The 14,829-nt window shown below is 67.8% G+C and carries 14 protein-coding genes; 5 read left to right on the top strand and 9 right to left on the bottom strand.

Going from position 1 to position 14,829, the window contains the following annotated elements:
* Window positions 1–129 precede the first annotated feature (129 nt).
* Entirely contained in the window at window positions 130–1,347 is a 1,218-nt protein-coding gene (locus tag SK803_RS29465) for a serine hydrolase domain-containing protein (RefSeq protein ID WP_319969389.1), read from the top strand.
* A 280-nt stretch (window positions 1,348–1,627) separates the two neighbouring features.
* On the opposite strand, the gene SK803_RS29460 is transcribed toward SK803_RS29465, so the two are convergent.
* The 4 genes from SK803_RS29460 to SK803_RS29445 form a co-directional block, all read right to left on the bottom strand.
* Window positions 1,628–3,196, bottom strand: a complete 1,569-nt coding sequence (locus SK803_RS29460; protein ID WP_319969388.1) for an alpha/beta fold hydrolase — start codon at window positions 3,194–3,196, stop codon at window positions 1,628–1,630.
* A gap of 81 nt (window positions 3,197–3,277) precedes the next feature.
* Window positions 3,278–3,691 carry a DUF3237 domain-containing protein gene (locus SK803_RS29455; protein WP_319969387.1) on the bottom strand — a complete coding sequence of 138 codons (414 nt, stop codon included), beginning with the start codon at window positions 3,689–3,691 and terminating at the stop codon, window positions 3,278–3,280.
* Window positions 3,691–4,458 carry an SDR family NAD(P)-dependent oxidoreductase gene (locus SK803_RS29450; protein WP_319969386.1) on the bottom strand — a complete coding sequence of 256 codons (768 nt, stop codon included), beginning with the start codon at window positions 4,456–4,458 and terminating at the stop codon, window positions 3,691–3,693. Before SK803_RS29450 ends, SK803_RS29455 begins: the two co-directional genes overlap by 1 nt.
* A gap of 51 nt (window positions 4,459–4,509) precedes the next feature.
* Entirely contained in the window at window positions 4,510–5,133 is a 624-nt protein-coding gene (locus tag SK803_RS29445) for a TetR/AcrR family transcriptional regulator (RefSeq protein WP_319969385.1), read from the bottom strand.
* A gap of 74 nt (window positions 5,134–5,207) precedes the next feature.
* Between SK803_RS29445 and SK803_RS29440 the strand changes: the two genes are divergently transcribed.
* Window positions 5,208–6,194, top strand: coding sequence for a PHP domain-containing protein (locus tag SK803_RS29440; protein WP_319969384.1), 987 nt, complete (start codon window positions 5,208–5,210; stop codon window positions 6,192–6,194).
* Here the strand turns inward: SK803_RS29440 and SK803_RS29435 are convergent.
* Window positions 6,157–6,738, bottom strand: coding sequence for a hypothetical protein (locus tag SK803_RS29435; RefSeq protein WP_319969383.1), 582 nt, complete (start codon window positions 6,736–6,738; stop codon window positions 6,157–6,159). The two genes, SK803_RS29440 and SK803_RS29435, sit on opposite strands and share 38 nt — an antisense overlap.
* Window positions 6,739–6,974: 236 nt before the next feature.
* Between SK803_RS29435 and SK803_RS29430 the strand changes: the two genes are divergently transcribed.
* The 3 genes from SK803_RS29430 (at window position 6,975) to SK803_RS29420 (ending at window position 8,971) form a co-directional block, all read left to right on the top strand.
* Entirely contained in the window at window positions 6,975–7,613 is a 639-nt protein-coding gene (locus SK803_RS29430) for a sensor histidine kinase (RefSeq protein ID WP_319969382.1), read from the top strand.
* A gap of 24 nt (window positions 7,614–7,637) precedes the next feature.
* Window positions 7,638–8,264, top strand: a complete 627-nt coding sequence (locus SK803_RS29425) for a response regulator transcription factor (RefSeq protein WP_319969381.1) — start codon at window positions 7,638–7,640, stop codon at window positions 8,262–8,264.
* Between the two features lie 80 nt (window positions 8,265–8,344).
* Entirely contained in the window at window positions 8,345–8,971 is a 627-nt protein-coding gene (locus SK803_RS29420) for a response regulator transcription factor (RefSeq protein ID WP_319969380.1), read from the top strand.
* 20 nt (window positions 8,972–8,991) lie between these two features.
* On the opposite strand, the gene SK803_RS29415 is transcribed toward SK803_RS29420, so the two are convergent.
* The 4 genes from SK803_RS29415 to SK803_RS29400 all read right to left on the bottom strand — a co-directional run bounded on the left by SK803_RS29415 (window position 8,992) and on the right by SK803_RS29400 (window position 14,829).
* On the bottom strand, window positions 8,992–10,287 hold the full coding sequence (locus SK803_RS29415) for a COG1470 family protein (protein WP_319969379.1): 1,296 nt from the start codon (window positions 10,285–10,287) through the stop codon (window positions 8,992–8,994).
* 86 nt (window positions 10,288–10,373) lie between these two features.
* On the bottom strand, window positions 10,374–13,352 hold the full coding sequence (locus SK803_RS29410; protein ID WP_319969378.1) for a VWA domain-containing protein: 2,979 nt from the start codon (window positions 13,350–13,352) through the stop codon (window positions 10,374–10,376).
* Window positions 13,349–14,296 carry a zinc ribbon domain-containing protein gene (locus SK803_RS29405; protein ID WP_319969377.1) on the bottom strand — a complete coding sequence of 316 codons (948 nt, stop codon included), beginning with the start codon at window positions 14,294–14,296 and terminating at the stop codon, window positions 13,349–13,351. Before SK803_RS29405 ends, SK803_RS29410 begins: the two co-directional genes overlap by 4 nt.
* On the bottom strand, window positions 14,293–14,829 hold the full coding sequence (locus tag SK803_RS29400; protein ID WP_319969376.1) for a phage tail protein: 537 nt from the start codon (window positions 14,827–14,829) through the stop codon (window positions 14,293–14,295). Before SK803_RS29400 ends, SK803_RS29405 begins: the two co-directional genes overlap by 4 nt.

The following is a 14,829-nucleotide window of genomic DNA, read 5'->3' as shown; positions in this document are numbered from 1 at the left end:
GATCACTCACTCCCAGTAATACTTCCCCCAGATATGAGCCCAACCGCGTTAGCCACTGAGTGTTCCCTACTAATCCGTGGTGCCTCTCAGTGATGCCCTGAGGACCCAGCCGCCGTCCGAGGAGGGTCAATGTCGATCCAGGGAACCTGCGCCCCGCAGTTCGCCGAGGTCCGCACCGAGTTCGAACGCAACTTCGCCGAACGCGGCGAGGTAGGCGCCTCCGTGCACATCACCCTCGACGGTGAACCGGTAGTCGACCTCTGGGGAGGCCAAGCCGACCCCCTGACCGGCCAGCCGTGGTCAGAAGAAACCATCGTCCACGTCTGGTCCTGCACCAAGGCCGCCACGTCCCTCTGCGCCCACATCCTCGCCTCCCGAGGCGAACTGGACCTGAACGCCCCGGTAACCCACTACTGGCCCGAGTACGGCGCCGAAGGCAAAGACACCACCCTCGTCCGCCACCTGCTCTCCCACCAAGCAGGCCTCCCAGCAGCCACCAGTTTGCTGCCAGCCAACGCCTTCTACGACTGGGACCTGATCACCTCAACCCTCGCCGCCCAAAAACCCCTCTGGCAACCAGGCACCCGCCACGGCTACCACGGCCTGACCTTCGGCTTCCTGATCGGCGAGGTAATCCGCCGCGCCACCGGCCTCTCGCTCGGCCAGTTCTTCGAGAAGGAAGTCTCCGGCCCCCTGGCCCTGGACTTCTGGATGGGCCTCCCAGACGACCTGGAACCCCACGTAGCCCCGACAATCCCGGTCGACCCCACCGAACCAGGCCTCCTCCTCCCGTCCCTCTTCATCACCGCCATGACCCAACCCGAATCCCTCCCCGGCCTGATGCTCCTGAACAACGGCGGCTACATGGCCCCAGGCGAATCCGACTCAAGAGCCGCCCACACAGCAGAAATGGGCGCAATCGGCGGCATCTCCAACGCCCGAGGCCTGGCAGGCATGTACCGCCCCCTGGCCCTGGGCGGCACCTACAACGGCATACGCCTGGTCGAAGAGTCTCAAATCCCCCAGATGTCGATCACCGCCGTCTCCGGCCAAGACGCCGTGGTGGGCGTCCCGTCCCGCTTCTCCCTCGGCTTCCAAAAGCAGGTGAACAACACCCACCTCCCCGCCAACGACGCCGAGGGCCTGCTGATGCCAGAAGAAGCCTTCGGCCACACCGGCATGGGCGGCTCACTGGGCTTCGCCGACCCCAAAGCACGAATCTCGTTCGGCTACACCATGAACAAACAGGGCCCAGGCCTAGCCCTGAACTCCCGAGGACAGTCCCTGGTGAACGCTCTCTACCGCGCTCTCGGCTACCACCAAAGCAGCAACACCTGGTACGCCTAACGCAAGCCCGCGATGCCGAAGGCGAGCGCCCAAGCTTGCGCAGCCTTGTCCGGAACCTCATGTGCTCGCCAGCTCCAAGTGGCGTCTGCAAGTACTACCAACACTTGATCCAATCACCGTCACCTACACCCAACTGCGCACCCCTGTGCTGGCGCGCAGGGTGCGCGGTTGGTAGCAGGAAAGTGCGTGTTGATGTTGAGTTGGCGGTACTTGCAGACGCCATCAGGGTCACGCGCTGGGTGGCTCCGGCGGGTAACGGACACCACTTCCGGCAGCCTGCCTAGAACGGCTTGGGCTCCACAGCGATCTCCCCAAGGATCTCGCTCAACGGCCGGGACGACTGCACCGACAGCGAAGCAGCACCCGGCGGCACAGTCTCCGCGACATCCGTCCCAGCACAGGTAACCCGCGAAGCCGGCAAAACCCCGGACACCAGGTACTTGTTGACCAGCACATCCACACAAGCGTTGCGCCGCAACGCATAGTGCCCATGCTGCCCATCATTGGCCACACTGATCAACGGCTCATTCAGATGCTCAGCCATGACCCGCCCGTTGGCCAAGGGAGTCTGAGTATCCCCATCAGAGTTCACAACGATCCCAGCCGGATACTTCCGCGTGATCGCCGGAATCTTCTCCGGCCGCTGGAACGCCCGGAACGTACAGTTGGTAGGCGCCATGTAGTCCACCGTGCCGCCATACGGGTTCGTATCCCGCCACCGCTTCATGTCGCCGTAGTAAGTGTTGACATCGCTGAACCAGTCCCACTCACAGGTAACAGCCTGATACGTACCAGCCGAGGTCGGCTCGATGTCCCCCTTCTTCAACGCGGCAACAACCGCGGAAGCCTCACCGGGATCAACCACCCCGGCCTTGATCGACGCGATGTGCCGCGAGAACGCCGCCCAAGACCGCCGATACCGAGTAGCCCCCACCGCGTAGTCGAACGAGCTGACGTCCGCGTAGCCACCGTGGGGCCCAGTCTTCAACTTGGCCGCGATCGCATCCAACTCAGCCCGCACCGCAGCAGCAGTACTCCCGAGCCCGTACGTCCCATGCCGAGCAGCAGTCCACTCAGTCCACTTCTTCAAGTTGTCCGTGATCGCATCGACAACATCGACATCCTGCTCATGCCAGGTCTTCAACGGATCCAGCGCGGAGTCCAACACACTGCGATCCAACGACTTCGGGAACATGGACCCGAAAACCGCCCCGAGCTGAGTCCCGTACGAGTACCCGACGTAGGAAACCTTCTTCTCCCCCAACGCCCCGCGGATCACATCCATGTCCCGAGCAGTGTTCATGGTGGAGACGAACCGCCGCATCTCCCCGCCACCACGCTGACAGTTGGCCTCAACCGCACGCGCGTAGTCCGCCCAGTTGGCCAACTGCGAGTCCGTGGGACGAGTGGGAAACTCGTCATCAGAGCCGGTCGAGATGCACCGCAGCTGGGTGGACCGCCCAACCCCACGAGGATCCATCCCGATGACGTCGTAGATCTTCAGAACCTCAGTCTGAGCGTTGAACCAGTGCACAGCCCCAAGCCCAGACCCACCGGGCCCACCGGGGTTGGTCAGCAACACCCCTCTGCGCCGAGCCGGATCCGCGGCCTTCTTCCGCGAGATCGCAACCTCAAGATTCCCGTTGCCAGGATTCTTGTAGTCCATCGGCACGACAACCGTCGCGCACTCAACGCCAGTCGACGGCGAGACCCACCCAGCCGGACACTCGGCCCACGCGACGGTCTGGTTGTAGTACTCGTCCAACGGCCCCGGCGCCGCCTGGGCCGTTCCCACCAAGGACACGAACAACGGAGCGACCAAAGCCGCCGCGCCCCAACGCTTGTTCACCGCGTACCCCTCCCGATCGGTCAGCGGCTGACGCTTCCGCAGCAGCTGACCCGATCGACACCCCCGAAGGTCGGGTGAATTTCACCGCACCTCGCACACCTCGTAGGTCAGCACGAGCCCGTCCAGAACGCCCTTCGCGACCGCCTGCACGCGGTTCAACCAGCGGTAGCGGTCGTCACCGGTTTCGAAAAGCGGCGCCGCGTACAACGGCGCGTTGAAGCCATTCGAGACGTCAACCCGTCCTGAGTAGTGCAAAAACACGTACGCGCCGTCATGAGTGCGCAGCACGGACCGCACGTCCAGGGTCGCGGTGCCGTCCGGTCCGATGGTCAGCCAGTCCGCGGTCGAGGTCCCGTGCATCTCCCCGCGCAACCGGTCACCGACGAACGAACCAGACTCGACCTCGTAGATCAACCGATCGCCAGCGGGTGTTTTCGGGAGCATGTAAGGCTTTCGCAGCCGGGCGGTCATCGTCCCCAACGGCACGAGCTCCATCACGCCACCGTCCCGCCGTCAACGACGAGGATCGAACCGGTGGTGTAAGCAGCGGCCGGAGAAGCCAGATACGCCACGGCACCGGCGACCTCGCATGCCTCTCCAACCCGCCCCAGAGCGGTCTTGGCGACGACCGACGCGTGCAGACGCTCATCCCCCACGATCGCGGCCGAAAATTCGGTCCTGATCACCCCTGGCGCCACGGCGTTCACCCGGATCCCGGCCGGACCGAGCTCACGGGCCAGCGTCCGGGTAGCGCTGATCATCGCCGCCTTGGCCGCCGAGTACAGCCCCATGAACGGTTCTGCCTTCAGCCCGGCCGCGGAGACGATGTTGATGACCGACCCACCACCGGCACCGAGGCCGGCGCCAACCGCGGCACGCGTCAACGCCAGCGGCGCCCGCACGTTCACCGCCATGATCTTGTCGAACGCCTTCACGGAGACGTCGATCAACGGCCCGAACGGCGGCGCGGCACCAGCGTTGTTGACCAGCACGTCGATGCGGCCGAAGCGATCGACGACGGCCGACACGACACCGGGAATCTCGTCGTCATGACCGATGTCGGCGACGAGCGGCAGCGCCTCGACCTCGAACTCGCGCTCGACCGCCGCCGCGACCTCCTTGGTGGTCTCGGCCGTGCGCGCGACCACGGCGACGCTCGCCCCCGCACGTGCCAGCGCGCGCACCGACTCCAGACCGATGCCACGGGTGCCGCCGGTGACCAGCGCGACGTGCCCGACCAGCGAAAACGGGTTGCTCGACATGGTGGCGAAATTATTCGACACAGTGTCGAGAGAGCAATGACCACCGCTTATCTACTGGGGAACCCCATACACGGCCCGCAACCACACAGCAGTAAGCGTGTCCACGACCTCACGATCGCGAGCGGCCGACTTCCGGGACAGCGACAGGCGGTAGCACATGGACTCGTTCATCGAGATCAGCACAGTCGCGAGAGCCCGCGCGGTCGGCGGCCCCGGCAGGGCGACACCGGCCTCACGTTCGATCTCGATCTGCGTGGCCGACGACTCGATGAACCTGCGGGCGACCCCGGACCAGAACCCGCGCACCAGTTCACTCGTGTCGCGAGCCCGAACCGCCGCGCGCAAGACAGGACCGTGCGCCCGCCACAACGCGACGGTGCCCGCGATCGCACGCCGGATCGAGTCCGCCGGCGGTTCGCTGCCGCGCCGCAACCACAGCACCGCGGAGTCGTAGAGGCTGTCCGTGATCCGCTCGGACAACGCGAGCAGCACCGCCTCGCGCGATTCGAAGTGGAAGTAGAAGGTGGACCGGGAGATTCCCGCGCCGGACGTCAGCTCGTCGACGGCGATGTCGTCGAGCGCTCTCGTCTCCAGCAGCTGTTCCGCGGTGTCGAGAATGGCCTGCGACGTCAGGTCACCCTTGCTCCGCTTGCGCCGCGAGCCGGCTCGGTTCATGGCGGACATCATTGTTGATCGATGCGTCTCCAACAACAGAAGGCGTGCGGAGAGTCGATGAGGTAGGAAGGGGTATGGATCCGGTCAAGGCGTTGAAGCAGGTGGCATTCCACCTCGAACGGGCAGGCGAGCCGACCTACCGCGTCCAGGCGTTCCGCAACGCGGCCGCCGTTCTCGCCGACCTGGACCCCGCGGACGTGGAGAAGCGCGCCAGGCTCGGCACGCTCACCGACCTGAAAGGCGTCGGGAAGTCCACCGCGGGCGTGGTCCAGGACGCGCTCGCGAACAGGGAACCCGCCTATCTCGCGAAGCTCCGGCACGTCGACATCACCGGCGGCGAGGAGATGCGCGCGAAGCTGAAGGGCGACTGCCACGTCCACTCCGACTGGTCCGACGGCGGCAGCCCGATCAGGGACATGGCCGAGGCGGCCAGGGACCTCGGCCACGAGTTCATGGTGCTGACCGACCACTCGCCGCGCCTGACCGTCGCGAATGGACTGAGCAGGGAACGCCTGGAGAAGCAGCTCGAGGTCGTCGCCGAGCTGAACGTGGAACTGGCGCCGTTCCTGATCCTCACCGGCATCGAGGTCGACATCCTCGACGACGGCTCGCTCGACCAGGACGAGGACCTCCTGGCACGGCTGGACGTCGTGGTCGCGAGCGTCCACTCGAAACTGAAGATGCCGAAAGCCGACATGACCAAACGAATGCTGAACGCGGTCGCGAACCCGCACGTCGACATCCTCGGCCACTGCACGGGACGCCTGGTCGTGGGCAAGGGCCGCCCGGAGTCGCAGTTCGACGCGGAACGGGTCTTCGAGGCCTGCGCCGAGCACGGCACCGCGGTGGAGATCAACTCACGGCCGGAGCGGCTCGATCCCCCGCGCCGGCTGCTCAACCTCGCCGTCGACGCCGGGTGCACGTTCTCGATCGACAGCGACGCGCACGCGCCCGGTCAGCTGGACTGGCTGAACTACGGCTGCGCGCGGGCGGAGGAGTGCGGCGTCACGCCGGACCTCGTGATCAACACGAGGTCCGCATCTGAGCTGCTGTCCGGGTGAGGTGCTCGTACCAGGAGACCAGCGGCCCGGTGTCGGCCAGCGCACGGGTCAGCGCGACCCGGCACAGGTCCCGGACGGGCTCGGGATCCCACGCGGACACCAGCTCGTCGATCGACGGCCCCATGGCGCCCAGCGCGTACCGCTCCAGCCCGGCGCAGATCGGCACGACGGTCCCGTCCGCCTTGACCACCAGCGGATCCACCCGCACGAACGCCGCCGGGTCCGCCCGCAGCAGTGCGGCGGACGTGACGTCGAACTGGACCTCGATGGCATCGTCCTCCGCGACCCGGTTCAGCTCGACCGCCGCGTAGACGAGGTCGACCCGATCCACGCCGTACGGCCGCACACGCACCTTGCGCGCACCCGCCCCCACCGCTTCGGCCGCCATACCCCGGAGCAACGGCACGGTGTCCGGCACGAGGTCGATCAACACCGTCGCCCGGTGACCGTTGGCGGCGCATTCCCCCGCCTCGTCCAGCCCGACCACGAGCTCGGCGCCCGGCACGGCCGTGAGCCAGCGAGGGTCGTGGACCTCGACTCCCATACTCGACAGGAGCGTCCATTCGGCTGACAAATACCTCCGTACCGCTCACCGGTCCATTTGGAATTTCCATCTGGCTGTATCACGGCGACCGGCGCTTCCATCAGAGTGCAAACGACCTGTCGCGCACGCACGCCAGCGGGCGGAATGGGCCGATCAGGGGACTTGCGTCACTCCATCGGGAATGCCGGAAACGGGTGCTGACGCGCGGACGACGTCACAGTTGGAGGGGAGGCAGCATGCGCCGCCAGTTCATCGTGCCCGCGGAGTCATGCGCCAGGAGTGCGGCAGAGGCGCGCCGCACGGTGCTGCGCGACCTGCACGACGGCGTCGGCCCATCGCTCGCCGCGGTCGCTCTCGGGCTGCGGTCGGCACGGCAGCTGCTCACCTCCGACCCCACCGGCGCGGCCAGGCTGCTCGCGCTGCTCGAGGACGAGATGCACTCCGCGATCGGCGACATCAAGGCGCTGGTGGCGAACGAGAGCCCGTCCTCGGTGACCAGGCTCGGACTGGCCGGCGCGGTCGAGCAGTTCGTGGCGGCCCTGCGCTCCCGGCTGCACGTCGCGATCGACGTCGTGGTGCTCGGCGAGATCCCGCCGCTGCCCGACGCGGTCAGCGTGGCGGCGTACCGGATCATCCGCGAGGCGCTGACGAACGTCGTGACGCACGCCGACGCGCGCACGTGCCAGGTGCGGCTGTGGTTCGACGTGGAGCTGCACGCCGAGGTCGTCGACGACGGCGTCGGAAGCGCCGAGCTGTCGAACGGCGTCGGGCTCGCGTCGATGCGGCAACGTGCCAGCGAGCTCGGCGGGAACTGCCGGGTGGAATCCGGTCGCGACGGCGGCACCAGGCTCGTCGCGGCCATCCCCCTGAGATGACGGCCCCGAGATGAAAGCGCGGTCATGACCTTGCGCGCACTCGTCGTGGACGACCACCCTCTGTTCCGCCGCGGCGTGATGGCCGCCCTGACCGACAGCGGCATCGACGTCATCGGCGAGGCTTCCGGTGGCACGGCGGCGATCGAGCTGGCCGACCGGCTGCAACCGGACGTGATCGTGATGGACCTCAACATGCCGGACCTCGGCGGTGTGGAGGCCACGCGCCAGATCGTGGCCGAACGGCCGTCCGCGCGCGTGCTCGTGCTGACCATGTTCGACGACGACGAATCGGTGTTCGCGGCGATGCGGGCAGGTGCGCGGGGGTATCTGGTCAAGTCCTCGCGTCCCCAGCAGATCGTGGACGCCGTGCGCGCGGTCGGTGAGGGTGAGGCGATCTTCAGCCCGGCCGTCGCCACGCGGTTGCTGGACTTCTTCGTCACCGCGCCACGTCCGAGCACGCTGCCGGAACTGACCGGGCGGGAACGCGAGATCGCCGATCTCATGGCCGCGGGCAAAGGCAACGCCACGATCGCACGAGAGTTGTTCCTGAGCACCAAAACCGTGCGGAATCACGTTTCCAACATCCTCCGCAAGTTACAGGTAGCAGATCGCGCTCAAGCCGTGAACCGGTTCCGGGACAGTTCGGGATAACCGCACCTGTCCGCCGGGACGTTTCCGGCCGGATGATTGCTGTGGTGCCTTTTCTTGGGCCGACGTCAGAAGGGGAGCTGATGAACGCCGAACCAGTGACCGTTGTCCTGCACGCCGCCGACTCGATCACCCGCGCGGGCGTGATCGTCGCACTGCGCTCACGCCCGGAGATCCGGCTCGTCGAGCCGGAGACCGCCGAGAGCTGCGTCGCGCTCGTCGTCGCGGAACGTCTCGACGAGAACGTCCTGCAACTGCTGAGAAAGCTGCAGTGCCAGCCCAATCCCGGGATCGTCCTCGTCACGGGCGACGTGGCCGACTCCGAACTGCTCGACGTCGTCGGCAGTGGCGTGTCCGCCGTGCTGCGCCGCGCCGAGGCCACCCCGGACACGCTGGTCCGGCTGATCCGCGCGGCTCACGTCGGCGAGGGCTCGTTGCCCGCCGACCTGCTCGGGCGGTTGCTCGGCCGGGTGTCCCAGCTGCAACGCAACGTGCTGCGCCCCAACGGGCTCAACCTCGCCGGCATGTCCAGCCGGGAGACCGAGGTGCTGCGAATGATCGCCGACGGCCTGGAGACCAAGGAGATCGCGGAGCGGCTGTGCTACTCGCAGCGGACGGTGAAGTCGATCCTGCACGACATCACCAACCGCTTCCAGCTGCGCAACCGCGCCCACGCCGTGGCCTTCGCGTTGCGCGAAGGCCTGATCTAGGGTGAGGGCCTGACCTGACGTCATTCCGCCCGTCCGTTGAGGACGACCGAGGGCGTGCAAGCGCCCTTCGGTTGCGGGTTCTGGCAGCTCACCCGGAACACGATCTTCTCGCCAGGCTGGAACCGCAGCGGTTCCTGGAAGTGCTCGTCGCGGTCCCGGAAGTTCCCGAGCCCGATGACCCTGATGACGCTGCGGGTCCCGCCCGCGTCCCGGACGAGCTGGGCGGTGCCCGTGTCGCCCTTGGCGTTCTCGAAGAAGATGTCCTTGAACAGCAGCGTCTTCTTGTCGTCCGGCGGGGTGAAGGTCACCTCGGTGAACGCACCGGCGTTCGCGACGATCGGTGAGGTGACGTCGATCCGGAACGTCACCGGTTCGCCCTTCTCGGCGGGCTTGGGCAACGTCGGCGTCGAGCTGGTGTCGCCCGGCTTGATGCCCAGCGCGTCCAGGGCCTGACCGGCGTTGGCCGCCGCCTGCTTCGACTCGTTCTTGGCCGCACCGGCCGCGCTGGCCGCCTCGTCAGCCTTCTCCTTGATCTCCTTGCTCTCCTGCTGCATCGCCTCGCGTGCCGCGGACTTCACCGCCGGCGCCAGCACCGTGAACCACAGCGCCACCAGGGCTCCCGCGAGCAACAGGAGTGCGATCAGGGCCGGCAGCAACCACTTCGGCAGCAGCTGGCGCTGGACCATGCTGCCCTGGGCGACGAGCGGCTCGCCCTGTTCCGGCGTGATCTCGACCTGGAACGGGTGCCGCTTCGGCTCGCCACGAAGGAAGGTCTTGCGCGGCTTGGCCTGCAGCCGCACGAACGCGGTGGTGCCCGGCGGCAGCGAGATCTCGGTGCGGTCCAGCCGGAAGTCCAGCTCGTCCTCGGGATCCACGGCCCGCAACCGCAGCATCGCGGGCGCGTTGCCCACGTTGTCGACGGCGACCTCGTACCTGGCCTTCCTGGCGCCCTCCGCCTTGGCCGGTACCAGTTCCGCGGCCACGTCGGTGAACGCGCCCACCACCACGACGCCCTCTTCGACGACGGACCCGTGCGGGTCCTCGTGTGAGATGACCCGGACGCCGAACGGGATCGGGCCCGCGTGGACGCTGGCGTCGCGGGGTGGCGCGAACCGGATGAGCACCGGCGCGGACTCACCGGGGTTGAGGTTGACCGCGGCAGGTTCGGCGTGGCTCCACGACGTGGCATCGCCGACGACGTCGATCGTGAACTGGTCCACCAGCTCGCCCGCGTTGCGCACCATCACCTGGCAGGTGACGTCCCCGCCCGGTGCGACCGCGAGGTCCGAAGTGGACAGTGTCGCTGTTGCTCCCATGACTTGAAGTCTCCTTCTTCAGCGTCCCTGTGGCAGTGGCGGTTCAGGCGTGACCGGGTGCGCTCATCACTGCCCGTAGGTGCAGTTCAGCCGCGCTCGACGAAGTCCGACGGCTGCACGGTGCTCGGCAGCGCGAGGAAGTCCCCCGACTTCACCTCGCCGAACCGCGTGCCCTCGAGCGCGGTCGCCAGCGCCTGCCGGACGCCCTCGGTGTCGTTGTGGAAGACGAGCATCTGCGTGGCGAACGTGCCGTCGGCGGTGGTGATCTCCCCCGGCGTCTCGGAGATGCCGGTGGTCCAGCCGAGCCTGAGCTTCGCGCCCGGCGGGAAGTCCTTGCCCAGCAGCGAGACCACCCCACCCAGAGGCCCTGCCTGCTGGTCGACGGTCAGCGTGGGCTGCTTGATCACGATCTGCGTGGCCGCGACGTTGTCCAGCGAGTTCTCGTCCGGTCCGGTGGCGATCACGACGCCGACCAGCTCCCGGTCGACGGCCTGGGTGGCCGGGATGGTGAACCTGACCTCGGCCTGGCCGTCGGGCCCGAGCGTGCCGACCGGGCAGTCCGGCTGGCAGCCGAACGCCGAGGCGACCACCCGCACGTCGGTCAGCGTCGAGCCGGAACTGTTGAGCAGCTTGAAGACCACGCTCACGTCGTCACCGCCGACGAACGCCGGCCGAGGGCCCGCCGACAGCGTGAGCGAGAGGGATCCGGTTCGTTCCAGGACTTTCACCGTGACCTGGGAGGTGATCGTGCCGACCGCGGCCGTCACCACGTGCTCTCCTGCTGTGACACCAGAGGCCTCGCCGTTCACGACCTTCCGTTCCCCCGGGGCGATCGGGCCGAGGTTCGTTCCCGCCGGTCCACCTCGCAGGCCAGGCGGCATGGTCACGGTGAGCGTGGCGGGCGCCGGGGCGAAGCCGGAGTTCGTGACGGCGACCTCGATCGTCGTCTTGCCGTTGAACGGGATCTCGGCGGGTGTCGCGGTGGCGGTCACGGCGAGCCTGGGCAGCCGTTGCACGGCAGGCTGGCCGGCGTTGCGGGCCAGCGGTTGCGGGGTGCCGTTCTGAACGGCGACGGTCCACAGGTCCGGTGGCGCCTCGACGTCGGAGGACTGGAACACCAGCCTGGTCCCGTCAGGAAGCCACGCAGCGTCTCGCGGGCGGACGATGGTGCCGGCGTCCTCCACGATCACGCGAAGGCCGGTGCCGTCCGCGTTGACCGTGCAGATCCGCTCGTCCTGGGTGAACGCGAGGCTCATGCCGTCCGGGGACCACGCCGGGAACTCGTCGTCGCGGCCGCCGCACGGGTCGTCGAAGCGTGACGACAGGTCGACCTGGTTGGCGCCGTCCGGTGACACGAGCCAGATCTGGGAGCCCTCGGGATTCTGCGCGGTGATGGTGATGACGGCGGTGTCGGTGCCGGTGTTGCCTTGGGGGTCGGTCGCGGTGCAGGTCACCGTCGTGATGCCGATCGGGAACCTGGTTCCGGACGGCGGCGTGCAGGCCGGGGTGAGCGGCTGGCCCTGGCTGGTGGTCGCGCTCGCCTGGTAGGTGACGGTCGCACCGGTGCCGTCCTGGGCCTGCGTGGTCACGTTGTCGATGCGCACCAACGGTGTGACGAGGTCGGCGACGCGGACGGTGACGGTCTGGGTGTGGCCGGGGCGTGCCTGCGGCTCGTTGTTGAGGCGGAACTCGATGGTGCAGCGCAGAGTGCTTCCGGGTGTGGCGGTCGCGGCCACGCTGAACTTCTCGGCGAACTTCACGTCCTGACCGCTCGGGCCGGTGACCGGGCCCGGAGGGGTGAGTTCGACGGTGAGCCCGGTGTCGCACCTCGGCATCGGGGTGACCGTGACGTCGAGGTCCTTGATGCCGTCCAGGATCGCCGTCCGGATCTGCTCGGAGCCGTTCTTCACGTACTTCTGCAGCGACCCCTTGGGATCCACGATGATCTGACTGATCTGGCCGCGCGAGTTGAGGCCTACCTCCGCGTCGCCGCTGTCCACGCCGACCACGCGAACGTTGGCGCGCTTCAGCTCGGTGATGGCGTTGGCGACCGTGTCGTTGCCGGTCACCAGTCGTTCCTCGGTCGGCTCGTCGCCGATGATCACGAAGACCTTGCTGGCGTCGGGGCGGAACTCGAACGCGCGGGTGGAGGACTCGATCAGCGCGTTCGCCCACACCTCTCTGGAGGTGAGGTCGGTGACCAGGCCGATGTCCTTGACCGCCTTCACCGCCTCCTCGACGCTGCCGGTCAGCGGGATGTCGACGGTGAACACCTTGCCCTTGTTCTCCGCGCCGGCATAGGTGGCGACGCCGAACCTGGTCTCCGGCTGCAACGTCTTGACCTCGCCGATGATGCTTCCCAGCTGTTCCTGGACGCCCTTCAGCTCGTCGCGCATCGAGCCGCTGATGTCGATCAGCAGCACCACGTCCGGCTTCGGCGGGACGCGCGGCGTGTGGACGACCTGCTCGAGGTCGAACGTGCTGCCCTGCCTGGCCGGGCGGTCGGTCGCGGGCTGGGTGATCTGCGGCGGTGGCGGCGTCCTGTTGCTGGAGCGGCGGGTGATCGCGATGGTCCTGCCGTCCGGCGACCAGTCCGGCTGGGTGTCCTCGGCGCTGAGGTGGTCGGGGATCGGGATCCCACCGGTCTTGACGCCGTCTGCCGCACGGTAGATCTCGATGAACGGGCGCTCGCCGTCGCCGTTCGGGATCCAGGTGACGAGCGCGATCATCGTGCCGTCCGGGGACCACGCCGGTTGTGTCTGGGCGAGCGTCTCGTTGTTGAGCCGCTCGGGGTTCGTGCCGTCGGCGTTGGCGATCATGACGCGGCCGCGGTCGACATAGGCGAGCTTGGCGCCGTCGAGCGAGAACGCCGGGTCGTACTGCTGCTCGCGCGGGCTGTTCGTCAGGTTGGTGCGCGCGTTTCCGGAGCTGTCGACGGTGAAGAGGTCGTTGTCACTGGTGAAGCCGATGTTGAACGGCTCGGGTCGCGGTGGCTGGGCGAGGGACACCGGGGTCGGCGCTGCCAGCAATGCGACGAGCAGCAACGGAAGTGCGCGCACGGTCATTTCACCTGCTTCTCGAACAGTTCGATCTCGCTGATCACCGTGTCGGTGCTGTCGGCAGACGGGTAGACACCCGCGATGAGCACCTGGACCTGCTTGACGCCGTCACCGTTCTTGATGGAGTGCTGCTGCTCGTCCGGCTTGTCGGTGAGCGTGACGTCGTGGGTCTTGCCGGTGTCGAACACCAGCGTCAGGCGTTGCGGCCGTTGGGAACCCAGGTACTTCTTGGGGTCGCCGCTGTGCACGATCATCCGGCGCAGGTCCGTGACCCGGTCGAACTGGATGGTCAGCGCCGCGGTCTTCGAATCGGTCTGGGCGGCCCAGAAGGTGGCGGTGTTGTTGTCCATGGCGAGCTTCGCAGGGTGGTCGGGGAGTTCCCGCCCGGCCGAGATCGAGCTCTGCCGCACCGGCACCCAGTCCTCCAGGAAGATGCCGGCGAGCGTGTCCTTCGCCTCGACCACCTGCGTGTTGACGTTGCCGCGGAAGGGTTGCGAGAACCCGTACAAGCCGCCGAACAGCAGCACCGCGATCACCAGCACCCATCGGAACGCCTTGCCGATCCCCTGGCGGACCTTGGTCGTTCTGCTGGTGCGGGGTGGACGGCTGCCGCGTTCCCTGACCTTCGGGCCTTTGCCGGGCACCCAGCGCTTCCACCACGGCTGCTTCTGCGTGACCGCGTCCTGCAGCGAGTGGCCGCAGACGTTGCAGAAGTTCCTGGTGGGCACGTTGCCGGACCCGCACTGGCCGCAGATCAGGTCACCTGGCTGGGCCTGCCGTCTCAGCGTCTGTTGTGGACGGTGGTGCTGCTGCTGCTGCTGCGGCACGGCGTCCGGGCGGACCGGCCCGGCCTGCACCTGCGCCCCGGTCCACTTCAGGAAGTCGCCGCAGTTGCCGCAGAACTCCGCGTTGGGCGCGTTGTGCTCCCCACAGGTCTGACAGACGATCATGTGGTCACCTCGATGGTCATGGCGACGTGGGCGGGCACCATCCGCCGTACCGCCGCGGTGATCCGCGCCCGGTCGACCGTGTTCGGGTCAGCCACCCGGATGCGGATCAGCACGTGCGCGGGCGAACTGCCGGGCATCGGGCCGTCCGGGCGCGGGGACGTGGAGGTGCCGCCGCTGTCCGCGATGTCGACGCGGCCGCCGGTGAGCAGCCAGACGTGTTCCGCCAGCCCTCTCCTGGTGCCGCGGAACCGGTGCAGCCGCACGGCGCGTGCCACGAGCTCGCGGCGTTGGCCGGCGGACCAGCTCTCGTCCAGGTCGAGCGCCACCCAGCCGGCCAGCCAGTCGACGAAGTCCGCGGGGGCGAGCCGCGGGTCGAGATAGGCGGCGAAGCTGTCCAGGACGGTGAAGATCGGGGCCAGCACGCCGTCGAGGGCCTGGGTGAACCGCTGGGCGAAGTCGTCGTCGGTGTAGACGGCGGGCATGCGCTCGCCGAGGGGGTGCGGGGAGATGAGGTCGTCAACCGCGGTGCGCAT

The organism is Lentzea miocenica (assembly GCF_033949945.1).
Classification (GTDB): domain Bacteria; phylum Actinomycetota; class Actinomycetes; order Mycobacteriales; family Pseudonocardiaceae; genus Lentzea; species Lentzea miocenica.
The sequence above is the reverse complement of the archived record's forward strand: the minus strand, read 5'-3'. Positions and strand labels throughout refer to the sequence as shown.

Coding starts and splice junctions, on each gene's coding strand:
- SK803_RS29425 (WP_319969381.1), top strand. CDS start 7,638: ATGACCTTGCGCGCACTCGTCGTGGACGACCACCCTCTGTTCCGCCGC.
- SK803_RS29420 (WP_319969380.1), top strand. CDS start 8,345: ATGAACGCCGAACCAGTGACCGTTGTCCTGCACGCCGCCGACTCGATC.
- SK803_RS29400 (WP_319969376.1), bottom strand. CDS start 14,829: ATGCGCACCGCGGTTGACGACCTCATCTCCCCGCACCCCCTCGGCGAG.
- SK803_RS29430 (WP_319969382.1), top strand. CDS start 6,975: ATGCGCCGCCAGTTCATCGTGCCCGCGGAGTCATGCGCCAGGAGTGCG.
- SK803_RS29405 (WP_319969377.1), bottom strand. CDS start 14,296: ATGATCGTCTGTCAGACCTGTGGGGAGCACAACGCGCCCAACGCGGAG.
- SK803_RS29440 (WP_319969384.1), top strand. CDS start 5,208: ATGGATCCGGTCAAGGCGTTGAAGCAGGTGGCATTCCACCTCGAACGG.
- SK803_RS29455 (WP_319969387.1), bottom strand. CDS start 3,691: ATGGAGCTCGTGCCGTTGGGGACGATGACCGCCCGGCTGCGAAAGCCT.
- SK803_RS29435 (WP_319969383.1), bottom strand. CDS start 6,738: ATGGGAGTCGAGGTCCACGACCCTCGCTGGCTCACGGCCGTGCCGGGC.
- SK803_RS29445 (WP_319969385.1), bottom strand. CDS start 5,133: ATGAACCGAGCCGGCTCGCGGCGCAAGCGGAGCAAGGGTGACCTGACG.
- SK803_RS29465 (WP_319969389.1), top strand. CDS start 130: ATGTCGATCCAGGGAACCTGCGCCCCGCAGTTCGCCGAGGTCCGCACC.
- SK803_RS29415 (WP_319969379.1), bottom strand. CDS start 10,287: ATGGGAGCAACAGCGACACTGTCCACTTCGGACCTCGCGGTCGCACCG.
- SK803_RS29450 (WP_319969386.1), bottom strand. CDS start 4,458: ATGTCGAGCAACCCGTTTTCGCTGGTCGGGCACGTCGCGCTGGTCACC.
- SK803_RS29410 (WP_319969378.1), bottom strand. CDS start 13,352: ATGACCGTGCGCGCACTTCCGTTGCTGCTCGTCGCATTGCTGGCAGCG.